This is a genomic window from Bacillus sp. UNC437CL72CviS29 (assembly GCF_000482345.1).
In the GTDB taxonomy this organism is placed as follows: Bacteria; Bacillota; Bacilli; order Bacillales; family Bacillaceae_G; genus Bacillus_A; species Bacillus_A arachidis.
In genome coordinates this window covers 12,204-33,422 of record NZ_AXVB01000021.1, presented here as the reverse complement: position 1 = coordinate 33,422, position 21,219 = coordinate 12,204, and the positions used below count along the sequence as shown (strand labels likewise).

Sequence of the window (21,219 nt, the reverse complement as noted above, 5' to 3'; positions counted from 1 at the left end):
TTTTACCGTCCACAAATAGTGGGATAATTTGAATGAACTAAAAAGAAAATGAAATTGGGAGGAGTACGATGACGCAACTCGATTCTTTACATCCAGTTGTAGAAAAGATAATCAATAATATTGAGAAAGCGATAGTCGGAAAGCGGAAGGAAATCACCCTTACCTTAGCGGCTCTCTTAGCTGAAGGTCATGTACTATTAGAAGATGTTCCAGGTGTTGGGAAAACAATGATGGTGCAAGCCCTTGCCAAATCCATCGATGCAGATTTCAAACGAATTCAATTCACTCCTGATTTACTGCCATCAGATGTAACAGGTGTTTCTATTTATAATCCGAAAGAATTTCAATTTAAATTTATGCCAGGACCTATTATGGGAAATATCGTGCTAGCTGACGAAATTAACCGTACATCACCGAAAACGCAATCAGCCTTGCTTGAAAGTATGGAGGAAGGCAATATAACAGTAGATGGGACAACAAGACCTTTACCGAAACCATTTTTTGTAATAGCTACCCAAAACCCAATTGAATATGAGGGAACATATCCTTTACCAGAAGCTCAGCTTGACCGTTTCTTACTAAAGCTAAAAATGGGCTATCCCACACCGGAAGAAGAGTTTGAGGTTTTAAATCGTACAGAAAAAACAAAGCCTATTTCTCATTTACAAGCCGTTATTACAATAGGAGAATTGCTACAATTACAACAAAACATACGAGAAATATATACTTCCAAGGCCATTAAGCACTACATCGTAAAACTCGTTAACCAAACCCGCTCTTATAACTCCGTTCAATTAGGAGCTAGTCCGCGTGGTTCCATTGCTTTGATGAAAGCTTCACAGGCGTATGCGCTCATAAATGGCAGGGACCATGTCATTCCGGATGATGTTAAATTTTTAGCTCCATATGTTTTGTCCCATAGAATCATTTTAAAAATAGAGGCGAAATTTGAAGGGCTAACGCCAGAAAGCGTCATTACAAAGATTCTCGCCCGGACTCCAGTTCCGGCTCAAAAGGCAAAAAACTCCTGATGAAACAGCTATTACGAGCAGCTCATAATGTCGGAAAAATATCGTCAATTGTTTTATTCGTTGCTTTAACATTTATATACGCAATGTTACAAGGAGAATTCGTAAGTTGGTTTCTATTTTACAGCTTTATTCCATTCAGTCTTTATTCATTATTGTTGCCCTTTTGTGCCCTATGGAACACTGAAGTGAGACGTATAACAAATCAAAAGGAGTACACAGCTGGACAACAATTCGTAGGCACTATTACAATAAAACGAAAAATTCCCTTTCCCTTGCTGTATTTAATTATAGAAGAGGTGCTCCCCATGGAGTTTAAAAATCGCAAACAAACAAAAAGTGCAAAAGTGATATTATTTCCAGGATTCAAACGAAATATTTCATACCAATATATAATCGACGCAATCCCTAGAGGAGAACACACCTTTTCGAATGTGCGTGTAAAAACTGGTGATGTATTCGGGATTATTGAAAAAGAGACAATCTTTTCAGTTCCCGATAATTTTTTAGTGTACCCTCAATATGTAGACATAGCTTATAGACAAGTGGAAAACTATTTCGAACAAGGTGCACTCTCCTCAAATGTGAATGTAGCAAGAGATACAACAGTCTCAGCTGGTGTCAGAGGTTATAAACCCGGTGACCGTTTTTCATGGATCGATTGGAAGGCAACTGCTCGAAAAAATAATATTATGACGAAAGAGTTTGAACAACAGCGAAGTCATGATGTCGTGATTGTTATGGACAGAACGCCCTCTCCCCTGTTCGAATTGGTCGTTACGTTTACAGCTTCTCTCATGAGATCTATCTTAAAACAGGATTCACAAGTATCATTCATATCCACCGGAAAAGAACAAACCGTACTCCCTTTACATCATAGAGAGACACAATTACAGAGAATTTTCTGTCATTTAGCAAGAGTACAAGCAGACAGTATGCTCCCGCTCTCTCAAACTATAGAAATGGAGTTAAAGAAAATCTATCAACCAGTAACATTCGTACTTGTAACAAGTAATCTTTCTCCCGATATCCAAAAAATTGCTGAAAGTATATCATTGAAAAACAGTAAGCTGATGGTATTTGTCGTCAAGGAAAAAGCACATCAACTCTCAAATCGGGAACTAAACGTACTCGAAACACTGCGAAAACAAAAAATATTTGTGAAAGCGGTTTATGAGAATCATTATGCAAATGTATTTTTCGAGGTGAACCAATGATCACATTACCTTCAACTAATAAACGAGATATTAGCAGTTTCCTAATGCATATATTCGGTTTTCTCATTTTATTAGAATGGTTACAGCCGCTTATAGAGGTTACAGATATGGTAAGACTGAACCTCTTTAAAGGATTTGTAGGAATTTGCTTCGCTCTCTCTTTTTTTCAAGTACGATTCCAAATTTCTGTAAAGGTTGTAATCATCTTATTTATGATTCATTCGGTAGATTATAAAGGAGCTTTTATTAATCCTGCCTGGTTGATGGAATTTTCGGCTGATTTTTTTCATAATATCACTCTACTCTTTCAAGCAAACTGGCAGGGGCTTTCCAAAGCTTTTCAGACCTTCTTATTTTTTCTATTTCTCTGGTTTTTGTGCTTCCTTATCCTCTATTGGATTATTCGTCAAAAACGCGGGCTCTTATTTCTTACATTAACCATTATTTATATCACGATTTTTGATATATTCGGCTTATACGACATGAATAACGCGATCATTCGTACAATTATAATCGGCTTTTTCATGCTCAGTCTCCTCCATGCTGAACGCATAAAAACATCCGAGAACTTGCAAAAGCAGAACAAATTTACATCGAAATTGCTCGTACCGACTGCTGTATCTATTATACTTGCGATCACCTTTGGATATTTTTCTCCAAAACCTGCCCCTCAATGGCCTAATATCGATACTTTTTTTAAATTCGATTCACCTTCAGCGAATAAAGAAGCAGGAATCAGCAAAGTCGGTTACGGTATAGATGACTCTCAATTAGGCGGTCCTTTTAAATTGGATGACACAATTGTTTTCACGGCGCAAATGCAAAACAGCCAATATTGGAGAGTGGAAACAAAAGACTTTTATACCGGTAAAGGTTGGGAAATTTCTGAAAGCCCCAAAAAAATTTCTTTTAAGAATAAAAACAACGTAGTGACTTGGTATGAGCGGAATACAAAAACAGAAGCTGCCGAAGCGATTATCATTATGCAAAAAGACTCCCCTCACCTTATTTATCCCACAGGGTTAATAGCGGTTGAGGCTGCTTCTGATGTATCATTCAGCGCAGATCTTTTTTCGGAAAAAATTGATATAATGAAAGAAAGATCTTCCACCACCTTAAATAAATATAAGGTGGCTTATGAGACTCCTCATTTTTCCATCGAAAACTTAAAAGCTGTAAAAGCGGCTGAGGATTTAGAGGCAAGCCCTTATTTTATAGCAAAGTATACACAACTACCCAACTCGTTACCAAAGAGGGTAAAAGACTTGGCAATACATCTTACAAAAGATAAAAGCAATCGCTATGATCAAGTATTGGCTATCGAAAGCTATTTCACAGATCATTCCTTTGTATATGAAACAGAACAGGTTAAGATTCCAAGAACAGATCAAGATTATGTAGATCAGTTTATATTTGATACAAAAAGCGGATACTGTAATAACTTTTCAACATCTATGATCGTTTTACTTCGCTCTATCGGAATTCCTGCACGCTGGGTAAAGGGATATACAGGAGGCACTCTTGAAAACAAATTAACTAATTCAGGGTATGAGAACATGTACACAATCACTAATAACAATGCACACTCTTGGGTGGAGGTATACTTTCCAGGATACGGATGGGTCCCATTCGAACCAACAAAGGGCTTCAGCAACCCTTATAACTTTACACAAGACACTTCAGCTTCCACTTCATTAAATAGCGTAACCACGATACCTAGCAATGAACAGGTTCCACAGCGAAACCAAGAAGCAAAACAAAAAAATTTAATAGAAGATACAGAAATCCCATCTAACGAAAAAATTATTAAATCAAAAAAAGAATTTTCATGGTGGTACTTGTTCCTTTGTATCATATCAATGAGCATAATTGGCTATACCCTTTTTACTACTAGAATAAAGTGGTTCGTATTTTTTATCATTTTCTTCTATAAATACCGAAAGGGAGATGCTGTTTATTCAAAAGCGTACAGCGCACTTTTAAAACAATTGGCAAGAACCGGCATTCCCCGTAATGAAAGTCAAACATTGAGAGAATACGCAATCCTTGTAGATACTCTTTACAATTCGACTGACATGCAAAAGCTCACTCTTAGTTATGAAAATGTTATTTACCGAAACCATCATGCCACATCAGAATGGAACAAATCCGTACAATTATGGGAGAAGCTCATGAAAAAAGCATCCACTCCGCCCAAATCTAATGAGTTTGATACGTTTATTTAAAGGCGTATGGTGATTTCTATCATTAGAATGAAACCTGTTTTTTCAAAACCATATGGAGGCATCGAATAATGGATGTTAAACAGTCATTGTTAAAAGAAATATATAATATAGAGGATTCTTTTCAAGTCAATTCAAAATTTGATAACTGGCATAAAAAGCTTTTAAATAAAACAATTCAAGAATTTACATTAGATGATGTTTACACAATGTTAAGACAAAATAATTTATTAAAATTAGCTATAGAACAAGCTTATATCTTTATAAAAGAGGATCGATTAGCTGGAGTTATGTATGATGGTCAGTTACTAGAAGTATGATCAAAGTTATCGCCAGAAGCAATTAATAATAAAAGAAATTGTTTAGACAATGCTTGCATAGAAAATTTCTTTGGACACCTCAAATCAGAATGTTTGTACTTACACAACTTCCAGACAAAAGAAGAAGTAATGAAAGCCGTACAAGAGTACATTTATTTTTATAACACAGAACGATTTCAAGAAAAACTAAATCACCTGAGTCCGATAGAATATCGAACTCAGGTGATAAAAAGTGCATAACCATATAGGTCTTTTCTCTAATGTCTACTTGACAGGGGTATATTCACGTAGTATCAAGGCCTCTCACTCTTAGTATAGAGACATATATTGATCGCGTTCCCATTGGTGAACTTGCGTGCGGAACATGATTCCCATTTAAAAACATTTCCACATGATTCGATAAATCTCATCATATCAACGTTTTCGCAATTTAGCTTTTTAAAATATACCAAACCTTTTTAAATAAAGCGGGGCAAAGGTGGGGCGTATCCCCTCAAATTTCAAACTTATCTTACGTAATCACAACCACAATTATGGTCCTTCTTTTTTGGAACTGTTATGTTAAAGAAGACATTAGGATTATCCCGTTGAATAGCGCCTTGAATAATCACGTCGCGATTATCACCCCAAGAGTGAAGTAAGCAGTTTCCGGGACCAGTAATAATTTGATTGTAATCCCCCATATAACAATCGGCAGTATCAGGGCTTGGATGTGTAACCGGAACTGGAGAAAATGCAGTACTTACCATTTTCTCTTTACTTAATCCATCACAAAGAGAAAAGCTTTTCAAAAATACCGCAAATGTCCCATCACCTATACCGGCAAGAGTGCCTCCCCGGTCATTAAAACGATTATACTGAATATGAGCTCCATTTTTATTAGCTGCAACGGATGGGAAAAACGTAAAAGTGCTATTACTTGGAGTAATATCTACTATATTCCAAGTATTTCCTTTATCTGTACTATAAGCTAAAAAGATATCGATAAAGGTCGTACCTCCAATGACTCTGCCAGCGTTCCATACGACATATAAAGTGCCATCTGGTCCAATCGCTGCCTGAGGGAATTCATTCATACGAATCCTTCTGACGTTATCAACACCGATAGATGGGCGGTCACAAAGTGCTGTATCAGTTGCAGCCGCAGCAAATGGGTTTGAAACTGCCACGCGAATCGGGAAAGTATTCCCACCGTCAACTGATTTAACCATACGAATGGTCCTGTTAGGCGTATTTAAATAATTCTGAGGCCGTATCATATCTGCAGGGTTAGGGTCTGTTATTTCTTCGTAAAAGACATAGATACCACCGAGATTATCTACAAGCACAAAAGACCCACTAACAAAAGTATTTGCTGCCGGAGGAATAATAACTTGGTCTGTAATGATAGGTGCTAAGTTGACTCCTGTTGTATATTTTGAAAAAAGGATGCTAGGTGTAGGCGTCGTAAAATCAGTCCACGTAATATACAGTGCTTCATTACCTGGATTATTCGCATCAGGTCCTACTGTAATCCACTCTTTATCTTGCAAAAATGTGTTGGGATTATCCATAGCAGGAGGATTTTGTCCCCGCCCAACGATTTGAGGTCGATTCATTGTTATTGCTCCGTTAGGATTAATAGTTCCTGTTGAAACGCTGATTACATCTTGTCGGCGACCGGGTATATTTTCTGTCCCAATTTGACCATAATAGAAAACACCATTTCTATCTACAGTTATCACAGGATCACCAGCATTGATCCCTCCTGGATTTACTGGTATAAAACCACCATCAGTCCAAGTATTACCTAAATCGTTAGAGAAAGCGAACCCTGAAAAGCTTGGAGGACTATTATTACTATCATTAAATCCATAAAGTATAAAATTTTTAAAATGAGCAAGGCTTGTCTCACTTTGGGTTATTCGTGGGAAATTTGTTACATCATTTGCGGAGTTATTAACCTGTCTCTCTAAGCTTATATAATTACAACAGGAATCATTATGTTTTTTATGATGTTTTTTCTCATCTTTAGTGTAATCAGAACAACAGTCATCCTGTTCCCTATAATGCTTTTTCCTAGCTTCCTTGCGCTCAGAACAATTATCGACATTAATATTAATAGTGGGATTTCCTACATTTGATATAGTATCTGTATCATTTTGTGTCTGTGCCTGGTTTTGTTCTTGGCGCTGAAGTTGAGCTTGAAGTTGTTTTTGTTGTTGTTTTTGTTGTTGGAGTTGAAATTGAAGGTCTTCTAATTCTACTTTTATATTTTTTATATATTTCTTTTTATATATCTCGTACTCGTCATCGCAATACATAGTTTTCCACCTCTTAAAGTTATTTATCGGCTCTGAAATCAAGTTTGAATTTACTCTGGTTGGGTATCAAACATTTTGATATAAAAACCAATATACAATAAAATATGAAAGTCAAAAAAAAAGGACAAGGCTATTAGCCATTGTCCTTAGCACATTTTCAATAGGAATTAATGACACCTGATATCTCTAGCATCCTAATGAAACATAATATCAATTATCTATTAAATTCGCTCAAAGCAAGTAAACAGAGAATGAGAAATCTTAGATAATCCTCCGATTTCAGTTTGTATAAGTGTAGTAAATACGTTTCGAAAGAAGGCTATATAAACTAAGCTAAACCATTGTTTAAATCCCTCAAGACTTAATGAAATTCCTTTTAATTTTAGAAACAAAAAATTCTCACTAAAATTTCGAATGAAGAATTGTATATAGAACTAAGTCAGAATGCTCTAGCAAATGAGTATGGATATAGTAAGGAATATATATAAAAACATTCCTGAACTGTGGAATATAATATCTAAACGGTATAAGCATTTTAAAGATAATTAAAAGGTCCCTTGTAGTGAAAGGACCTTTTCTGAAATACGAGGGACTGCTATTGCATTACACAATAATGATAAGTATCCATCTATTAATAAAATATCAGGAAAATTAAATAGAGGTTGGATTTTTAACAGTGATGAAATAAGGTTATTTTATAAAAAAAGTGTTAAAAGAATTAGAGTATAAAGAAATGAAATAGTTCTTACCAGTTACGATGTATAAAAATGACGTATTTACGGAAAGTTTATGAGTTAATAAAAAGGGGCTGGCAATATTATACTTCAAATTTCGCGGGAATAGTTTCTAAAAAACTTTGGTTCACGGTAACATTATGGTTCAAAGTGCGGCTGATTTTGTTGCTCACTGGGTTCCAGAACGTTTCGTTTCTTTAACTAGCTCTTTTTATTCTGAATCAAAAACAATTCAAGAACTGTGGAAGGTCGTAAGACAGTGTAATAAAACTACTAACTTCTCTACAGGTGATAAAGCATTTACTAAAGACCAGGAGCTTACTATAGGCTTAAAAGCTATTAAAGAGTTTGTTATGAAAATTAAATCCGGAGCAACAATGAATAAGGGTAAATTCGCTTACTTCAACGGTATTGTAAATAACTTAATGGATAAGTTCTACTTTGATAGTGAGTTTATGGGAGCATAAAAAAAGCCCCCAAACACTAAATGTTCGGGGGCGAATAAGGGTAAAGAAGAAAAACATGCAGAGAGGGATTCTCTACAACCGTAATACATTTTTTCATATTGTTAAAACACTCAAAATTTCTCTTAAGGATGGAAAATCTTTATATCTTATTTATATAATTTATGTTATGGTACAATATGTTAATTAATTACAATACTTCCTAAAAGGAGGATACATAATGAAAGCAAAGAAACTAGTAAGTTTAGCACTTCCAATCATGTTACTAGGGGGTTGCGGAACAGACAATATAGAGAAGAAAGCAGACACAAAGGTAGCAAAGATAGAAGTAAAAGAAGAAGACAAGGAAAAGTTATCGAACGAAGCATACCCTTCTCGTATGTCAAACTTACATTATGAGTTAAAGTTGAAGATGGAAGAACTAACTGAAGTATCAAAAGGAAAAGACAAGGATGTAAAAGAGCAAAACAAGAAAATCTTAAAAAGTGCAGATGGGTTACAAGAAATATATGTTAAGTTTTACAAGATAGACCCACCAAAAGAGTTTGAAGAACAACACAAATCTGTTTTAAAAGCAATAGACTGTTATAAAGAAGCGATTGACACACAATTAAGTCTAGCAAAAAGTGGTTCTGTAACAAAGAATAAGACGGAGCAATTAAAAGACTTAATGTACAAAGGTAATGACTACTTAGAAAAAGGTATGAAACCAATTGAGGAAGCTGTAGAACATACCAAAAGACCTGACGCTATCCCTTTATCAAAAGACGGTAAAGAAATAGTAGGTGAATGGGGTAGTTATGTTGGTGATAAATTCACTAAAGGAACAGAGTTCCGTCAAGATGGTACATACACTATATTTGATGATGTAGACAACACACCTTATGAGAACTCACATATGGATGGAAAATGGTCTTACAATGGAGACACGAGAGAAATGACATTGACAATAGACGAATATGTAAAAGACGGCAAAAAGGCTGAACCTGGTGAAATGAAACAATCTATGACCTATAAAATGGAGAACTTTACTGATACGGGATACAAGATGGTAGGAGACGATGGTAGCGTGATGCGTCAAGTAAAACGTAGGTAATAGTCAATAACAGTATTCAAACAAAGGAGTTTTACATATGGGACGAAAAATACTAGTGTTCGTAATCATAGTTCCTGCTCTCTTTTTCGCTCTTGCAGGGGCAATAGCTAGTTTAGGAACTGGGGAAACATCGGTAGTGGCTAGAGTAATGTCCATAGCAGTACCTATTCTTCTACTAACATGGATAATAAAGAGATACACGAATAAGAAAAAGAAGTCTAACAACATTGCAGTAAGCGAAAGGGTATTTGAGACAGACGAAGAAGGTAGACTAACGAGTAAAACAGATTACGTTTTAAAAGTACAAAACATATCTATGGTTTGGGTACAAGCACAAAATAAATTCAGTGAGTTAGAAAAGAAAGACCCTACATTCCTTAACACACACGATGAATTAAAGCAAGTAGTAAGTGAAATGAAGTCAGCAAACAAGAAATTAAACCACCAGTAGAGTACGATAACTTGCAATCAGAGTTATCTCAATCTCTATATACTTTTGATAAAGGTCTAGACATAATGGTAGAGGGGTTTACAACATTAGATGAAACAAAGATTAATAAGTCAGGTGAACTGATTGATGAAGGTAGTGACGGTCTTATGGAGTCACTTGGAGTTATTTTAAGCTTAACAAAATCGTAAAACGAATAATAAGAAACCAAACAAAGGGGTATATAACAATGAAACGTAAACTATTATCTTTAGCTATTCCAATGTTAATTCTAACTGGGGTTGGTTGTGAGTCAACGAATAAGAAGGAAGACGAAGCAATGAAAGTTTCAGTTGAGCAGAATAAGAAAGAAGACTATAGAAAGAACGTATCATACTTACTTGAAGATTTTTCTGAACAATCTAAAGAAATAGATGACCTTCTAGATAGTAGAAAGTCAATGAAGAAGAAAGCGGTTAAGCTAAAAGAATTATCTAAACCTTATTTTGAATTAGTAGACAAGATAGAAAAACTAGATTATGTATCATCAAATGATTATGAAGTACAACATAACGTAGGAAAAGCAATGATTTACATAAAGAACGCGGTAGAAAACATTCAAAAAGGTTTAGAGGAAGAAGATAAAGACATAGTTGAAATCGCTAAGGAAGACTTAAAAACGGGTGCTGAGTTAATAGACAAGGCAACAAAAGAAATGAATAAAAACAAATAATAACAGCGGGGTATATGTTTATGAAACGTAAACTATTAGCAGTTGCATTGCCAGTTATGTTAATTAGTGGGGTAGTTTGTTCTAAAGACAATGCAGAAAAAAGAAGACTGATAGTTTACAAGTAGCAGTAGATTATAAAACTTCTATACTTGACTTAAGTAAAGAGTTAGAAAGCAAATTATCTACAGAAGAATTAAAAGAGTTACTTATGAATGCTAAATTTAATACATAGTAAAAAAGCCGACTCAATTAATGATGTGCACCCCAATTGTTAGACACACTTAACAATTGGAGGTGCACTTTTTTACTTAATTATTTAATTTTTACATAATAAGAACTAGCAGTAATGTAATACACATTACCTCGATTATTTTTCACTTTATATTGTTGTGAGCCATTCACAGAGACCTTATCAATGATATGCACTTGTCTTATCTCCTTTTTGCAGCATAGGATGTGCCATCCAGAAAGTACCGTTTTGTAATACATATGCTCTTAAACCGACTTTAGCTGCATCGACTGGAGCTTTCAATGTGTGAGATTGTCTAACCCATGTATCATTAGGAATAGCGAAATCGTTAGTTGCAGCTTTTAATTGTGTTCCATCAGACTTCAAAAAAATCGGTACCATTCTAATCTTACCGCGGTCATGTTCTGCTATATCTTTAGTGTAAAAATATGCAGAAACAACAACATCCTCACCCGGTGTTACAGGAACCCTATTTGACGTAAAGCTGTTATAGGCAGGTGCGGTTTCTCCAGTAACAGCTAATCTTAAACTAAAATCTCCTAAATGTGTTACGTTATTATCAACAACTGCTGGAAACTTAGAACTCAATCCCCAATATTTCGTCCCTTGATTGAAACGAGTATTCCGAAGTTCATTGTTTAAACCAACCCCACTTACATATCCCTCTAGTTGCTTTATATTTACAGCTAGTTCGAGCGCTTCCGAATGCTGTTGAATGGTTGACTTAGCATCATTTTAAAGAAAGCGAATCTGCCACCTTTACCAATTCATTCATTAAGACATACACACGCAGTACTTCAACTTGAAGCTGGTGTCAGCATGAAATATTTACAAGAACGTCTTGGACATGGTAGTATGCAAATTACATCTGATGTTTATTCACACATCAGTAAAAAATTAGATAAAGAAGCTATGAATAAATTCGAGGAACACATGAGAAATGTCCTTGAATAATTTTTTTAATTAAACCCGGGCAGTTATCGGGCAGTTGATAAAACAAACAACCGCTCAATAAAATTGCCCGAAAGAAAAAAAGACCCCGATACCGTAGTATCAAGGCCCCTCACTCTTAGTAAAGAGACATATATTGATCGCGTTCCCATTGATGAACTTGCGTTCTGAACATATCCCACTCAATTTCTTTCGCTTCAATGAAGTGCTCAAGTAAATGTTCACCTAATGCACCACATACAACTTCGTTAGATTGTAATTTAACTAACGCTTGTGCTAATGTTGCTGGTAAATCAACGATACCTGCTTCTTCACGTTCTTCTTTAGTCATTACATAGATGTTACGATCTACTGCAGCTGGCGGAGTTAATTTATTTTTAATTCCGTCAAGACCTGCTGCTAATAATGTTGCCATTACTAAATATGGGTTTGCAGCTGGATCGACACTACGCACTTCTACACGTGTACTTATGCCACGAGATGCTGGGATACGTACTAACGGACTACGGTTTTGTGCAGACCATGCTACGTAACAAGGCGCTTCATATCCAGGTACTAAACGTTTGTAAGAGTTTACAGTTGGGTTAGCTACTGCTGTAAATGCTGGCGCGTGTTTTAAAATACCTGCGATAAAGTGGCGCGCATCATCACTTAATTGTAAGTCACCATTTTGGTCGTAGAATATGTTTTCTCCATTTTTAAATAATGACAAGTTACAATGCATACCAGAACCGTTCACTCCGAATAATGGTTTTGGCATAAACGTTGCATGTAAACCATGTTTACGTGCGATTGTTTTTACAACAAGTTTAAATGTTTGAATATCGTCACATGAACGAAGTGCATTCGCATATTTGAAATCAATTTCGTGTTGTCCTGGTGCGACTTCATGGTGAGATGCTTCAATTTCAAAGCCCATTTCTTCAAGTTCAAGAACGATATCACGACGACAGTTTTCCCCTAGATCCATCGGCGCAAGGTCGAAGTATCCACCATTATCGTTTAGTTCTAATGTTGGATTTCCTTTTTCATCAACTTTGAATAAGAAGAATTCTGGTTCTGGTCCAAGGTTGAATTCAGTAAATCCTAGTGCTTCCATTTCTTTCAACATACGTTTTAAGTTATTACGTGGGTCACCTTCAAATGGAGTGCCATCAGCATTGTAGATGTCGCAAATTAAGCGGGCTACTTTACCTTTTTCAGCAGTCCAAGGGAAGATTACCCAAGTATCTAAGTCAGGATACAAGTACATATCCGATTCTTCAATACGAACAAATCCTTCAATAGAAGATCCATCAAACATCATTTTGTTATCTAGAGCTTTTGTTAACTGACTAACTGGAATCTCTACGTTTTTAATACTTCCTAAAAGATCCGTAAATTGTAAACGGATATACTTTACATTCTCTTCTTTCGCTAAACGGAAAATATCTTCTCTAGTGTACCTTGCCATTATAAATTCCTCCTTAGTCCCTCTAAACACCTTCAGAATCAGTCATTTCTAGTGAAAAAACCTTGAAATATCACCTTGTCGTAATGAAGTTCGATTAAATCTGCCTGTATGTTGCAGTTCATCTCGAAGAATTTTACGAAGCTCGGATTTTGAAATTTCTTTCGTTTCTCCTTTTGTTTGCACTGCTTCTGTTTGATTTTCTTTCATTTGTAACACTTGTTTAATACCAGCCATATTTAAGCCTTGATCTAACAAATCTTTAATTTCTAACAACTTATCTACATCGTTAAATGAAAACAACCTACGATTTCCCTTTGTACGGGTTGGAAAAATTAAATTGTGCTCTTCATAATAGCGAATTTGACGTGCAGATAGTTGTGTTAAATCCATTACAATACCAATAGGAAACAGCGGGGCAGAACGTCTATCTTCTTTCATTGTTCAGTTCCTCCTTCGCCTTAACTGTCTCTCATTTTATACCATGTTATGTTTAGTGTCAATAGATGTTAGCTTTTCTTACATGATTTTTTTATTCTTTTTTAAAATGGTACAAATCCCTTCTTCTATGCAAAAAAGCTGTCGAAATCGACAGCTTTCCCTTACGAAATTGTTAATAGGTTTTTTTCAATTAATGCATCAATTGCAGAACAAATTGCGATCTTCACATGAGAATACGTTAATCCACCTTGCACGTAAGCAACATACGGAGGACGAATTGGACCATCTGCTGACAACTCAATACTTGCACCTTGAATAAACGTACCTGCAGCCATGATGACATCATCTTCATAACCTGGCATATAGTTTGGATACGGTGTAAAGTGTGAATTAATTGGAGATGCATATTGAATCGCTTGGCAAAATGCAATCATACGCTCTTTGTCATCAAATTGAACAGACTGAATTAAGTCTGTTCTTGCAGCATCCCAAGTTGGTGATGTATTCATTCCTAACTTTTCTAAAAATGCAGCTGTAAAAATTGCACCTTTTAACGCTTGACCAGCAACATGCGGAGCTAAGAAGAAACCTTGATACATTTCTTGTAAGCTATATAAAGACGCCCCCGCTTCCGCTCCAATCCCTGGAGATGTTAAACGATATGCACAAGCTTCTACATACTTTTCTTTACCAACAATATATCCACCTGTTTTTACAATTCCACCGCCCGGATTTTTAATAAGAGATCCCGCCATCAAATCCGCACCAACATGACACGGCTCTAACTCTTCCACAAACTCTCCATAACAATTGTCTACAAACACAACAACATCTGGTTTAATTTCCTTTACAAATGAAATCATCTCTTTAATTTCCGCAACGGTAAATGAAGGACGAGTCGCATAACCTTTTGAACGCTGAATCCCAATCATTTTTGTCTTTTCATGAATAGCCGCTTCTACGGCTTTAAAATCAACACGCCCCTCAACTGTTAACGGAATCGCACTGTAACCAATGTTATATTCTTTGAAAGAACCAACACCTTTACCACGTACGCCAACAATTTCTTCAAGCGTGTCATACGGTTTCCCTGTTATATATAATAACTCATCATCCGGACGTAATATACCAAATAAAGCTGTTGAAATCGCATGTGTACCTGAAATAATTTGCGGGCGAACAAGACCTGCTTCCGCCCCAAATACATCAGCATACACTTTTTCTAATGTATCACGACCGATGTCATCATAACCATATCCTGTTGTTGGGATAAAGTGCGAATCACTAATTTTATGCTCACGAAAACTTTCTAATACACGGAATTGATTACTCTCAATTACCTCATCCACGCGTTTATGTATATCTGTAATTTGACTTTCTACTTCTTTTACGATAGGAGCAATTCTTTCTCCATTTTTTAGACGATCAAACATTTCTATTCTCTTCTCCTTTTTGCACTAAAAATCTCTTTAATTGTCCATTCAATGTTGAATGAACAAATATATAACCTGTACACTCATACAAGAATTCATCCTCTTTGAATTCCATCCCAGTTAATACCGTTTCTGTTTTTAAAAGTGTTAGCAGTCTACCCTCGCTTGGAGGAATCATAACCTTATACGTTTCCATTTCTTCCATCATCTTCATCTCTACCGATTCTTTCAAGTGTAATAAATCCGTTTTTTCAAAAGCACTTGTCATAAGAAACTCACTTTTTGGAAACGGGATGAAATTTTGATGTAATTGATCCTTCTTGTTGTAAACCGTAATAATTGGAATATGATTAATTTCAAGATCTTGTAGTAATTGCTTCACTGTCTGTTCATGACCTACATAATTGGGATCTGCAGAATCAACGACATGCAAGATTACATTCGCTTCACCTGCTTCTTCCAATGTAGAGCGAAACGCAGCAACTAATGACGTCGGTAAATCCTGAATAAAACCTACCGTATCAGTTAGCAATACAGTATACCCACAAGGCAATTGCATCTTTCTTGTCGTTGGATCTAACGTCGCAAATAGCAGGTTTTCTTCAAATGTATCAGCTTCTGTTAATCTGTTAAACAACGTTGATTTGCCAGCATTTGTATAACCAATCAATGCAACTTGAAATACATGATTATCCTTTCGGCGCTCACGATACCTTTTTCGGTGCTCCACAACAACCACTAGCTGTTTCTTAATTTCATCAATACGAGAGCGAACATGCCGACGATCTGTTTCTAACTTCGTTTCACCAGGACCTCTCGTACCAATCCCGCCCCCAAGACGCGATAGTGCTAGTCCCTGCCCCATAAGACGCGGCATTGTATATTGCAACTGAGCTAATTCTACTTGAAGCTTACCTTCTTTTGATTTCGCACGCTGAGCAAAAATATCCAATATCAGTTGTGTGCGATCAATTACTCTTGCATCTAAAACAGAGGATAAATTGCGGATTTGACTCGGTGTTAACTCATTATTAAATATAATAACAGCTGGTTCCAGTTCTTCTGTCAGCGCTGCAAGTTCTTCTAATTTCCCTTTACCTATGTATGTTGCAGGATGAAATTTCGGACGTTTTTGTGTTGTAGATACTAAAACTTCCGCACGAGCTGTCTTCGCAAGCGACGCAAGCTCTTTCATGGAATGCATAAACCGTTCATCATCATCTTGAGGCAATTGGCAGCCAACTAATATGACTTTTTCTTTTTCTTCCATCAAATATGTTCACTCATCCTTTTCGAAATTTAAACCTTCTAATATAATAGCAGAGGAAGCACATTTCATCTAGTTAGCGGGGGAGAAAATTCATGGCATGGGAAATTTTTAGCATCATTGGCACAATTGCCTTCGCACTCAGCGGAGCTATTGTCGCAATGGAAGAAGATTACGATATTTTCGGGGTATATATTTTAGGAATGGCAACTGCTTTTGGGGGAGGCGCCCTTCGTAATTTATTAATTGGTTATCCAATCGGCGCTTTTTGGCAACAAGATATGTTATTTCAAATTGCACTCTTATCAATGACGATTATCTTTCTATTTCCAAATAAATTAATTACACACTGGAAACGTTGGGAGAACATTACAGATGCCATTGGCTTATCGGCATTCGCTGTACAAGGAGCGCTTTATGCGCAAAAACTCAACTTACCTATTAGCGCTACAATTGTTGCATCTGTATTAACAGGAATTGGTGGCGGTATCATTCGTGATTTACTAGCACGCCGTAAACCTCTTGTTCTTCGCTCCGAAGTGTATGCATTTTGGACGATTTTAGCAGGGGTTTTAATCGGTGCCAAAATCGTTGTTAGCGATTGGGCATTGTACATTTTATTCATTTTAATTGTTTGCTTCCGTATGATCTCTATTCATTACAAATGGCATTTACCACACAAACGCTTAGATAATAAGGAGCGTTCTCTTCATAAATAGCAACTTCACCCCTTTACATATCGTAAAGGGTTTTTTCTTTTCTGACGTGTTTTTCTGTCCATAGTGTCCATACTAAATTTTAAAGAGAGGTGAACATAATGACAAATCACGTAAACAAAGGAGCTCAAAAAAGCTCAGTCAACCAAATTAACTTCGATCCAAAATCAGCACATGAAAAAAGTGAAAAAATGGAACGATATCATAGGGCATATCAACAAAAAGCTAAAGAAGAATAGAGGTGACAAAAAATGGCAAAAGGAAATAATAACCGTAATCGCGGACAAAGCAGTAGCGTTAATCCACAAGGACTTGCATCAGATGTAGCTGATACAAGTCCAAAAAGCAAACTAGAACAACGAGCAAAAACAAAAAACACAAAATAGCACCTGACGTATTACACTTACCTTCATAAAGCAAACGCACAGTTTATGAACTGTGCGTCTCTTCTTCAAGCGTTAAATCGCCACTTGATATTCCCATTAAATCATACTTATCGTATGCATCCTCTTGCAATAATCGCATCGCCTGTGTACGAATGGATTTCTCAACAATATTCCGGACATAGCGCCCATTACTAAATGATGTAATTTGTGATGAATATTTCACCGCATGTAAATGATCACGGAATTTCCACTCCGCCTCTTTTGATAACTGATATTCTCGTTCATCATACATTCTCTTACCAATTTCGAGCAACTGATTCACTGTATAATCCGCAAACTCAATAATAAATGGAAAGCGCGATTGCAAGCCGGGATTTAAAGAAAGAAAATGATTCATCTCTCTTGAATATCCCGCTAGAATTAAAACAAATCCATGTTGCTTATCTTCCATATGTTTGACAAGCGTATCAATCGCTTCTTTTCCAAAGTCTTTCTCTCCACCACGCGCAAGCGAGTACGCTTCATCAATGAACAATATTCCACCCATGGCTTTTTTAATTAAATCTCTTGTTTTTTGTGCTGTATGCCCAATATACTCTCCAACAAGATCCGCACGTTCTGCTTCGACTAAATGCCCTTTTGATAAAATGTTCATCTCAAATAATAATTTCCCAATCATTCTTGCAACAGTTGTTTTCCCCGTTCCCGGATTCCCTTTAAACAACATATGAAGCACTTGTTTTTCTGACTTTAAGCCGATTTCTTGCCTTTTTTTATTCACATAAATCCATGCATAAATTTCTTTTATTATTTTTTTTATATCTTCCATCCCAACAAGCTTACCCATTTCCTCATCAATCCGCTGTAGCATCTCATGCTTCGTAGACGTTTCACTTGAAATTACCATTTTTTTTTCTGAAGCAGGTACTGAAATTTTTTTCCGGTGATTTAACACGATATTAATTTGATTATTATTTTTTTTTCGCATCGATTGTTCCATACAATCACCTCTTTTTATCGACTCACCAAATAATATTATTAATATTTCCACTCCCCCAATAAATAACTATTTTCAGAAAAATTTGCTATAATATAAGAAAAAAGGGTGGTGGGAATATGGAAACAAAGGAACTTCATGATACAGTACAAGCTTTTTCTGCCTTTTTATTAAATAAAGGTCGAAAACCTTCAACCATTAAACGTTATGTCTATGATATTGAAGATTTCGGTCATTGGTTAGGAAAAAATAAAAAACTTCCCTCTAGTAATATATGGGCTACACTTTGTACAAAAGACTACGAAGATTATTTTTCCGACTTAAAACAAAAACGAAATTACTCTGAAAAAACAATGCACCGTGTATTTATTGTCTTAAATAGACTATATCAGTTTTTAAACCTCCCAAACCCATTAAAGGATATGGAACTCATCATCCAACCGAATCGCGCGTTACGTGATGAAGATTTCATTTCAAAAGAAGACGAAAAACGTTTAAAACATACCCTCACTTCATTAGAAGGGTTATCAGAGAAGCAACGCCCTGTCCGACCATTATTAATGGATCGTAATATTTCTATCGTTAACTTACTCATTGACTACGGCTTATCCCTCCAAGAATTGGTGTCATTAAATATGCATCACGTTCATTTTGAAACGAATACAATTTCTATTCCAGCTGTAGCAGGTATTGAAAGAACCATTAATTTAACTCACGATGACAAACAACAACTATATAACTATTATAAAAAAATCCCTGAACCAGTTCGCCCAAAATACCATAGTGATGATCCCCTATTTGTGGCATTCGATTTCAATCGCAACACATATCGGTGGGTGTACGAAAACGATGCACCAAAAGCACTAACAGAAATAGCAGTTCAAAAAATGATTCGCCTTGAGGTAGCTAGGGCAAATTTACGCAAAGGAATTTCCAGCCAGCATTTTCGAAACACCTTTATTTTACGATTAATTGAACAACACATTCCAGAACAAGAAATAATGAAACGCATTGGTTTTAAATCAAAAATTTCCTTAAAAAGGTATTATCAATATGTAAGACAAAAAGAAAACGCCTCATAAATAGGCGTTTTTGCTATTTTTTATATAAACAGCCCGTTTTCCTATTCCTTTTTATACCCAACTCGCATCTACTATGATAGGTTTTTACCACCTTACTTAGAAAGGAGCATTTTAATGTCTTACTTTAATGAGAATCCGAAAAAAGTTTCAAAACCTTATTTTCCAACACAACCTCGTCGTACCCCAGCAGTCCATTATACTCCTATCCCCGAACTATACATGAAACTTTTCTCTGATACCTTAAGTGGCTTAACTGATAGTATTCCAACTGTATTTTCTAACCCAACACCATCTAACATAACAGAACTTATGAACCTATTAGAAATAATAAACGGGTTCCTAAAACGCTTAAACTTATCACTTGCGCAACGAGAAACTGGCATTGCAATTGTCGAAAATTTAATTACGATTTTGGATAATCAACCATTTGTAGCAAATGCAACATATATTGAATTACAAAACTTACTAAACTTTTTACTGTACATTACTAAATTATTTAGAGTCAACCGTCTTGCACTGAAAGGACTCCTTGGACGAATCGAAGAATTACAAATTACCTTACTACAAATTGCATCAATTAGAATGACGGGACCTCAAGGCGAGCAAGGACGTCGGGGCGAACAAGGACCTCAAGGCGAACAAGGTTATCATGGCGAGCAAGGACCTCAAGGCGAACAAGGTTATCAGGGTGAGCAAGGGCCTCGGGGTGAGCAAGGACCTCAAGGCGAGCAAGGGCCTCAAGGCGAGCAAGGACCTCAAGGCGAGCAAGGACCTCAAGGCGAACAAGGGCCTCAAGGCGAGCAAGGACCTCAAGGCGAACAAGGTTATCAGGGTGCGCAAGGGCCTCAGGGCGAACAAGGGCTTCAGGGCGAACAAGGGCCTCAGGGTGCGCAAGGGCCTCGGGGTGAGCAAGGGCTTCAAGGCGAACAAGGTATTCAAGGAGAGCAAGGGCCTCAAGGCGAGCAAGGGCTTCAAGGCGAACAAGGTATTCAAGGTATTCAAGGAGAGCAAGGGCCTCAAGGCGAGCAAGGGCTTCAAGGCGAACAAGGTATTCAAGGTATTCAAGGAGAGCAAGGGCCTCAAGGCGAGCAAGGGCTTCAAGGCGAACAAGGTATTCAAGGAGAGCAAGGGCCTCAAGGTGAGCAAGGGCCTCAAGGTGAGCAAGGGCCTCAAGGCGAACAAGGGCCTCAAGGTGAGCAAGGGCCTCAAGGCGAACAAGGGCCTCAGGGTGCGCAAGGGCCTCAAGGCGAACAAGGGCCTCAAGGTGCACAAGGGCCTCAAGGTGAGCAAGGACCTCAGGGTGCGCAAGGGCCTCAAGGTGAGCAAGGACCTCAAGGTGAGCAAGGACCTCAAGGCGAACAAGGTATTCAAGGCGAGCAAGGGCCTCAGGGTGCGCAAGGGCCTCAAGGCGAACAAGGGCTTCAAGGCGAACAAGGGCCTCAAGGTGAGCAAGGACCTCAAGGTGAGCAAGGACCTCAAGGTGAGCAAGGACTTCAGGGCGAACAAGGGCCTCAAGGCGAACAAGGGCCTCAAGGCGAACAAGGGCCTCAGGGTGAACAAGGGCCTCAGGGTGAACAAGGACTTCAAGGCGAACAAGGACCTCAGGGTGAACAAGGGCTTCAAGGCGAGCAAGGACCTCAGGGCGAACAAGGACTTCAGGGCGAACGAGGACCTCAGGGCGAACAAGGACTTCAGGGCGAAC

Annotated in this window: 20 protein-coding genes and 6 pseudogenes; 17 read left to right on the top strand and 9 right to left on the bottom strand. The window is 37.1% G+C overall.

Going from position 1 to position 21,219, the window contains the following annotated elements; translation table 11 throughout:
* Positions 1–68 precede the first annotated feature (68 nt).
* From M014_RS0116025 to M014_RS28495, 5 genes and pseudogenes are all read left to right on the top strand, one after another.
* The gene (locus tag M014_RS0116025; RefSeq protein WP_026592645.1) at positions 69–1,031 is read left to right on the top strand and encodes an AAA family ATPase; all 963 of its coding nucleotides are present in this window, start codon (positions 69–71) and stop codon (positions 1,029–1,031) included.
* Positions 1,031–2,245 (top strand): DUF58 domain-containing protein, encoded by a 1,215-nt coding sequence (locus tag M014_RS0116020; RefSeq protein WP_026592644.1) that lies wholly within the window; start codon positions 1,031–1,033, stop codon positions 2,243–2,245. Before M014_RS0116025 ends, M014_RS0116020 begins: the two co-directional genes overlap by 1 nt.
* Positions 2,242–4,470 (top strand): DUF4129 domain-containing transglutaminase family protein, encoded by a 2,229-nt coding sequence (locus M014_RS0116015; protein ID WP_026592643.1) that lies wholly within the window; start codon positions 2,242–2,244, stop codon positions 4,468–4,470. Before M014_RS0116020 ends, M014_RS0116015 begins: the two co-directional genes overlap by 4 nt.
* Before the next feature lie 68 nt (positions 4,471–4,538).
* Complete coding sequence (locus M014_RS27095) at positions 4,539–4,787, top strand: contact-dependent growth inhibition system immunity protein (RefSeq protein WP_035415229.1); 249 nt, start codon at positions 4,539–4,541, stop codon at positions 4,785–4,787.
* Positions 4,788–4,811: 24 nt separating this feature from the next.
* Positions 4,812–5,027 (top strand): annotated as a pseudogene (locus M014_RS28495) (IS3 family transposase); the annotation flags it as partial.
* Between the two features lie 266 nt (positions 5,028–5,293).
* Here the strand turns inward: M014_RS28495 and M014_RS27090 are convergent.
* The gene (locus tag M014_RS27090) at positions 5,294–7,090 is read right to left on the bottom strand and encodes an exo-alpha-sialidase (protein ID WP_231503953.1); all 1,797 of its coding nucleotides are present in this window, start codon (positions 7,088–7,090) and stop codon (positions 5,294–5,296) included.
* Positions 7,091–7,314: 224 nt separating this feature from the next.
* A pseudogene (locus M014_RS30480) lies at positions 7,315–7,464 on the bottom strand (IS4 family transposase); the annotation flags it as partial.
* Between the two features lie 515 nt (positions 7,465–7,979).
* On the opposite strand from M014_RS30480, the pseudogene M014_RS27080 reads away from it, so the two are divergent.
* The 5 genes and pseudogenes from M014_RS27080 to M014_RS0115980 all read left to right on the top strand — a co-directional run.
* Positions 7,980–8,291, top strand: a pseudogene (locus M014_RS27080) (helix-turn-helix domain-containing protein); the annotation flags it as partial.
* 217 nt (positions 8,292–8,508) lie between these two features.
* A complete protein-coding gene (locus M014_RS0115990) occupies positions 8,509–9,384 on the top strand; it encodes a DUF7018 domain-containing (lipo)protein (RefSeq protein WP_026592642.1) in 876 nt (291 codons plus the stop codon).
* A 37-nt stretch (positions 9,385–9,421) separates the two neighbouring features.
* Complete coding sequence (locus M014_RS27075; protein WP_231503952.1) at positions 9,422–9,835, top strand: hypothetical protein; 414 nt, start codon at positions 9,422–9,424, stop codon at positions 9,833–9,835.
* A gap of 11 nt (positions 9,836–9,846) precedes the next feature.
* On the top strand, positions 9,847–10,023 hold the full coding sequence (locus tag M014_RS30665; RefSeq protein ID WP_231503951.1) for a hypothetical protein: 177 nt from the start codon (positions 9,847–9,849) through the stop codon (positions 10,021–10,023).
* Positions 10,024–10,061: 38 nt separating this feature from the next.
* Positions 10,062–10,544: a hypothetical protein gene (locus M014_RS0115980; RefSeq protein ID WP_026592641.1), complete on the top strand. Its 483-nt coding sequence runs from the start codon at positions 10,062–10,064 to the stop codon at positions 10,542–10,544.
* A gap of 312 nt (positions 10,545–10,856) precedes the next feature.
* Here M014_RS0115980 and M014_RS30175 read toward each other — a convergent pair.
* Together M014_RS30175 and M014_RS29265 are read right to left on the bottom strand one after the other, a co-directional pair.
* Positions 10,857–10,964 (bottom strand): annotated as a pseudogene (locus tag M014_RS30175) (N-acetylmuramoyl-L-alanine amidase); the annotation flags it as partial.
* Positions 10,957–11,382, bottom strand: a complete 426-nt coding sequence (locus M014_RS29265) for a hypothetical protein (protein ID WP_026592640.1) — start codon at positions 11,380–11,382, stop codon at positions 10,957–10,959. The pseudogene M014_RS30175 and the gene M014_RS29265, both read right to left, overlap by 8 nt.
* 138 nt (positions 11,383–11,520) lie before the next feature.
* Here M014_RS29265 and M014_RS0115965 point away from each other — a divergent pair.
* Positions 11,521–11,748: pseudogene (locus M014_RS0115965) on the top strand (tyrosine-type recombinase/integrase); the annotation flags it as partial.
* A 115-nt stretch (positions 11,749–11,863) separates the two neighbouring features.
* Here M014_RS0115965 and glnA read toward each other — a convergent pair.
* The 4 genes from glnA to hflX all read right to left on the bottom strand — a co-directional run bounded on the left by glnA (position 11,864) and on the right by hflX (position 16,339).
* Positions 11,864–13,198 carry a type I glutamate--ammonia ligase gene (gene glnA / locus M014_RS0115960; protein WP_026592638.1) on the bottom strand — a complete coding sequence of 445 codons (1,335 nt, stop codon included), beginning with the start codon at positions 13,196–13,198 and terminating at the stop codon, positions 11,864–11,866.
* A 48-nt stretch (positions 13,199–13,246) separates the two neighbouring features.
* Positions 13,247–13,636, bottom strand: a complete 390-nt coding sequence (gene glnR / locus M014_RS0115955) for a transcriptional repressor GlnR (RefSeq protein WP_000656778.1) — start codon at positions 13,634–13,636, stop codon at positions 13,247–13,249.
* 161 nt (positions 13,637–13,797) lie between these two features.
* Positions 13,798–15,069 carry a methionine gamma-lyase family protein gene (locus M014_RS0115950; protein WP_026592637.1) on the bottom strand — a complete coding sequence of 424 codons (1,272 nt, stop codon included), beginning with the start codon at positions 15,067–15,069 and terminating at the stop codon, positions 13,798–13,800.
* Positions 15,062–16,339: a GTPase HflX gene (hflX, locus tag M014_RS0115945; protein ID WP_026592636.1), complete on the bottom strand. Its 1,278-nt coding sequence runs from the start codon at positions 16,337–16,339 to the stop codon at positions 15,062–15,064. Before hflX ends, M014_RS0115950 begins: the two co-directional genes overlap by 8 nt.
* A 92-nt stretch (positions 16,340–16,431) precedes the next feature.
* On the opposite strand from hflX, the gene M014_RS0115940 reads away from it, so the two are divergent.
* The 3 genes from M014_RS0115940 to M014_RS30365 all read left to right on the top strand — a co-directional run bounded on the left by M014_RS0115940 (position 16,432) and on the right by M014_RS30365 (position 17,438).
* Positions 16,432–17,055: a trimeric intracellular cation channel family protein gene (locus tag M014_RS0115940; protein WP_026592635.1), complete on the top strand. Its 624-nt coding sequence runs from the start codon at positions 16,432–16,434 to the stop codon at positions 17,053–17,055.
* Between the two features lie 98 nt (positions 17,056–17,153).
* Entirely contained in the window at positions 17,154–17,291 is a 138-nt protein-coding gene (locus tag M014_RS29700; RefSeq protein WP_170833591.1) for a hypothetical protein, read from the top strand.
* Positions 17,292–17,303: 12 nt separating this feature from the next.
* Positions 17,304–17,438 (top strand): hypothetical protein, encoded by a 135-nt coding sequence (locus tag M014_RS30365; protein WP_001051869.1) that lies wholly within the window; start codon positions 17,304–17,306, stop codon positions 17,436–17,438.
* A gap of 43 nt (positions 17,439–17,481) precedes the next feature.
* On the opposite strand, the gene spoVK is transcribed toward M014_RS30365, so the two are convergent.
* Positions 17,482–18,438: a stage V sporulation protein K gene (spoVK, locus tag M014_RS0115925; RefSeq protein ID WP_026592634.1), complete on the bottom strand. Its 957-nt coding sequence runs from the start codon at positions 18,436–18,438 to the stop codon at positions 17,482–17,484.
* Between the two features lie 116 nt (positions 18,439–18,554).
* Here spoVK and M014_RS0115920 point away from each other — a divergent pair, with 116 nt between their 5' ends.
* From M014_RS0115920 to M014_RS30660, 3 genes and pseudogenes are all read left to right on the top strand, one after another.
* The gene (locus tag M014_RS0115920; protein WP_026592633.1) at positions 18,555–19,517 is read left to right on the top strand and encodes a tyrosine-type recombinase/integrase; all 963 of its coding nucleotides are present in this window, start codon (positions 18,555–18,557) and stop codon (positions 19,515–19,517) included.
* A gap of 114 nt (positions 19,518–19,631) precedes the next feature.
* Positions 19,632–20,072: pseudogene (locus M014_RS30170) on the top strand (collagen-like repeat preface domain-containing protein); the annotation flags it as partial.
* A 94-nt stretch (positions 20,073–20,166) separates the two neighbouring features.
* Positions 20,167–21,219 (top strand): hypothetical protein (locus tag M014_RS30660; RefSeq protein ID WP_442852739.1); only part of this gene is annotated, 1,053 nt, incomplete at its 3' end.